At 71.8% G+C, this 4,590-nt stretch carries 2 protein-coding genes; both read left to right on the top strand.

What is annotated here, in order from left to right; genetic code table 11:
• Positions 1-2,722, top strand: a 2,722-nt coding sequence (locus AWZ10_RS44920; protein ID WP_060894103.1) for an SDR family NAD(P)-dependent oxidoreductase, incomplete at its 5' end; no start/stop codon positions are given.
• A 46-nt stretch (positions 2,723-2,768) separates the two neighbouring features.
• Positions 2,769-4,590: type I polyketide synthase (locus AWZ10_RS44915; protein WP_167366054.1), on the top strand; the 1,822-nt coding region annotated here is incomplete at its 3' end.

Raw genomic sequence — 4,590 nt, 5'->3', positions numbered from 1 at the left:
TGCGTCGCATTCGTCTCATGTGGAGTTGATCGAGGGGGAGTTGGGGGAGGTTTTGGCGCCGGTGGTGGCGTTGGAGCCGTCCGTTCCTTTCCTGTCGACGGTGACGGGCGAGTGGATTGATTCGGCGGAGACCGACGCCGGGTACTGGTACCGCAATCTGCGGCGGACGGTGCGTCTTGCGCCCGCGGTGGCCAAGCTGGTCGCGGAGGGGCATGGCGCTTTCCTGGAGATGAGTCCGCATCCGGTGCTGACCGTGCCGGTGACCGAGACGGTCGAGGCGGCCGGTGCGGATGCCGTGGTGGTGGGTTCACTGCGGCGTGGTGAGGGCGGCCTGGAGCGCTTCCACCTCTCGCTGGCCGAGGCGTGGGCGCATGGTGTGTCCGTGGACTGGACGCCGGTCTTCGAGGGGGTGTCCCCGCGCCGGGTGGAGCTGCCGACCTACGCGTTCCAGCGCAGCCGTTACTGGCTGGACGTACCGAAGGCCAAGGCCGAGGCGGTGACGGATCCGGTGGAGGAGGAGTTCTGGCGGACCGTCGAGGAAGGCGACCTGGAGGAGCTGGCCGGCACGCTCGGTATCGAGGACGGGCTGGAGACCGTGATTCCGGCCCTGGCCGCCTGGCGGAACACACGCCGAGAGCGGAGCACCTTGGACGACTGGCGTTACCGCGTCGCATGGCGGCCGTACACGGCTCCCGAGGGCGGTGCTCTGGACGGCGAGTGGCTGCTCGTCGTGCCCGAGGCGATGACTGGCGACGACGTCACGGCGCGGACGCGACGCGTCCTTGAGGAGTCGGGAGCGAGTGTCGTACCGGTCGTCGTGCCGGAGCAGGCGGACCGGGCGGTCCTCGCCGAACTCCTGGACGTCGCCGCAAGCGCGGGAGCCCCGCCCGCAGGTGTGCTGTCGCTGCTGGCTCTGGACGACGAACCGGACAAGCGCAGCGCCGGTGTCTCCTCCGGACTGCTGGGATCCATGGCGTTGAGCCAGGCGCTCACCGACATCGCGCTCCCCGCCGGACTGTGGACGCTGACGCGCGGAGCCGTCGCGGTCGACGACGAGGCCGTACGGGACGGTGATGAGGCCGTACGGGACGGTGATGAGGCCGTACGGGACGGTGATGAGGCGCCGAACAGCGGCCAGGCCGCCGTGTGGGGCCTGCTCCGGGTGGCCGCGCTGGACGACCCCGAGCGCTCAGGCGGGCTGGTCGACCTCCCCGCGGACGGTTCGGCCGAATTGCTGTCGCACCTGCCCGCACTGCTGGCGGCGGGCCACGCGACCGGTGGGGACAGCGAGTTCGCGCTGCGGGCCGGTCCCGTGGGCGTGCGCGTCCGAAGGATGGTGCGCTCGCCCCTCGCCGGCGCGGGCTCCGTCGTCCCACCGGTGTGGAAGCCGCGCGGCACCGTCCTCGTCACCGGCGGCACCGGCGCGCTCGGCGCCCACGTGGCCCGGGAACTCGCCTGTGAGGGCGCGGAGCACCTGGTACTGACCAGCCGACGTGGCCCGGACGCGCCCGGCGCGGCGGAGCTGGAGCGCGAACTCACCGGCCTCGGCTGTCGGGTGACCGTCGCCGCCTGTGACGTCGCCGACCGTGACGCGCTCGCCGCGCTCCTGGAGAGCTTCCCCGCCGCTCCTCCCCTGACCGCGGTCGTCCACACCGCGGGCGCCGTCGACCAGGCGCGGCCGCTCACCCGAGTCGACGTCGATGAGGCCGTCGACCTGATGGACGCCAAAGTCGTCGGCGCCGAGAACCTGCACGAACTGCTGGCCGGTCGTCCACTGGACGCCTTCGTGCTCTTCTCCTCCGGCGCCGGCGTGTGGGGCAACGGCGGCCAGGCCCCGTACGCGGCCGCCAACGCCCACCTCGACGCCCTCGCCGAACGGCGCCGCGCCGCGGGCCTGCCCGCCACCTCGATCGCCTGGGGTGCCTGGGCGGGTGGCGGCATGGTCGACGCCGAGGTGGGGGAGCAACTGCTGCGGCGCGGCGTGCCCGCGATGGAACCGCGGCTCGCCGTGCGTGCCCTGCGGGAGTCGGTGGCGGCGGGTGACACGGCCGTCGTGGTGGCGGACATCCGCTGGGACCGGTTCGTACCCGCGTACTGCGCCCACGGACACCGCCCCCTCATCGACGAGATTCCCGACGTGGAAGCCATGCTGACCACGCGTCAGACCGAGGACGCCGCCGCCGTGGACGACCGGGACGGGGCCATGACGGCACTGCGCGGTGAGCTGGCCGCGCTGCCCGAGGCCAAGCGCAGGCGCAGGCTGACCGACCTGATCCGCACCCACGTCACAGCGGTCCTCGGCGCCGGGGCCGGCGACGGCGTCAAGCCCGGCAGGGCATTCCGCGACATGGGCTTCGACTCGCTCACCGCCGTCGAGCTCCGCAATCGGCTCGGGGCCGCGCTCGGTACCAGACTCTCCGTCACCCTCGTGTTCGACCACCCCACGCCGAACGCGCTGGCCGACCACCTGGGCGCCGAGCTCTTCCCCGCGGACACAGACGCCGGCGCCCTCGACCCCCGGTTGAGGGAGATCGAGGCGGCCTACCGCGCCAGTACCGACCCGGCCGCCCGGCAGGAACTCACCGATGCTCTGCGCGGCCTGCTCGACACCTGGGCGCCACCCACCGACGAGCCCGCCCACGCGGCCGTCGACGAGGAGCTGGTCGGTGCCTCCGACCAGGACATGTTCGACCTGATCGACAAGGAACTCGGGATCTCCTGAGCGGTCCCCCCGACACGACTTCCCGATTCTCGAAGGGCTGACTGGCATGGGCAACACGGGCAACACCGGCAACGCGGGCAACACAGGCAACGTGGGCAAGACCGAGGACCAGCTCCGCGACTACCTCAAGCGCGTCACCACGGACCTGCGCAAGACCCGCAGCAGGCTCACCGACCTGGAGTCGCGGGCGCACGAGCCCATCGCCATCGTGGCCACCGCCTGCCGCATGCCCGGCGCAGTGCGCACCCCGGAAGACCTGTGGCAGGTCGTCGCCGACGGCGTCGACACGGTCTCCGACCTGCCGTCCGACCGCGGCTGGGACATCGAGTCGGTCTACGACCCCGACCCCGACCGCGTCGGCACCAGCTACGTCCGCCAAGGCGCCTTCCTGCACGACGCGACCGAGTTCGACGCCGGGTTCTTCGAGATATCGCCGCGTGAGGCGACCGCGATGGACCCGCAGCAGCGGCTCCTCCTGGAGACCACCTGGGAGGCGTTCGAGCGGGCCGGCATCAACCCGACGGCCCTGCGCGGCAGCGACACCGGCGTCTTCGTCGGCGCCAGCAACCAGGCGTACGCCATCGACGGCACCAACGCTCCCGAAGGCGTCGAGGGCCACCTGCTCACCGGCGGGTCCGCGGCCGTCCTCTCCGGCCGTATCGCCTACAGCTTCGGCTTCGAGGGCCCGGCCGTCAGCCTCGACACCATGTGTTCCTCCTCCCTGGTCGCCCTCCACCTGGCGGTACGGGCCCTGCGTTCCGGCGAATGCTCGATGGCCGTCGCGGGCGGCGCCACCGTCATGGCGACCATGCGCAACTTCATCGAGTTCAGCCGGCAGCGCGGTCTGGCCGAGGACGGCCGCTGCAAGCCCTTCGCCGCCGGAGCCGACGGAACCGGTTGGGGCGAGGGTGTGGGTGTGCTGCTGTTGGAGCGGTTGTCGGATGCGCGGGCCAATGGTCATCAGGTGTTGGCGGTGGTGCGTGGTTCGGCGATCAATCAGGACGGTGCGTCGAACGGTCTGACGGCTCCGAACGGGCCTTCGCAGCAGCGGGTGATTCGGGCGGCGTTGGCTGATGCGGGGTTGTCGGCGGCGGATGTGGATGTGGTGGAGGCGCACGGTACGGGGACGAAGTTGGGTGACCCGATCGAGGCGCAGGCGTTGCTGGCGACCTACGGGCAGGAACGCCACGGCGACGATCCGCTCTGGATCGGCTCCCTCAAGTCCAACATCGGCCACACACAGGCCGCATCCGGTGTCGCGGGCGTGATCAAGATGGTCGAGTCGCTCCGGCGCGGCACCGTCCCTCAGTCGCTCCACGGCGAGGAACTCACCCCGCACGTCGACTGGTCCTCCGGCACCCTGCGCCTGCTGACCGAGGCCGTCGACTGGCCCGAGACCGGGCGGCCCCGTCGCGCCGGCGTCTCCTCCTTCGGCGGCAGCGGCACCAACGCCCACGTCGTCCTCGAACAGGCACCGGCTCCCGAACCCGCCGTCGAGGAGGAGGAAGCGTCCGATGCCGTCCTGCCCTGGGTGCTGTCGGCCCGCTCGCAGGCCGCGCTGAAGGAGCAGGCACGGCGACTGGCCGACCGTGTCGAGTCCGCCGATCTGTCCCCCGCGGACATCGCGCACTCCCTGCTGGCCGGTCGTGCGGCGTTGGAGGAGCGGGCCGTCGTCGTCGGCTCCGACCGCAACACACTGCTGAACGGTCTGCATGCCCTGGCCCGCGGTGAACAGCCCGCGACCGTCGCCCGCGGCCTCACCGAGAGCCCCGGTGATGTGGTGGATGCGGTGTTCGTGTTTCCGGGGCAGGGGTCGCAGTGGGTGGGGATGGCGGTGGGGTTGTTGGATTCCTCGCCGGTGTTCGCGG

Source organism: Streptomyces europaeiscabiei (assembly GCF_001550375.1).
GTDB classification, from domain to species: Bacteria; Actinomycetota; Actinomycetes; order Streptomycetales; family Streptomycetaceae; genus Streptomyces; species Streptomyces europaeiscabiei.
This window is presented reverse-complemented; position numbering and strand designations above follow the sequence as displayed.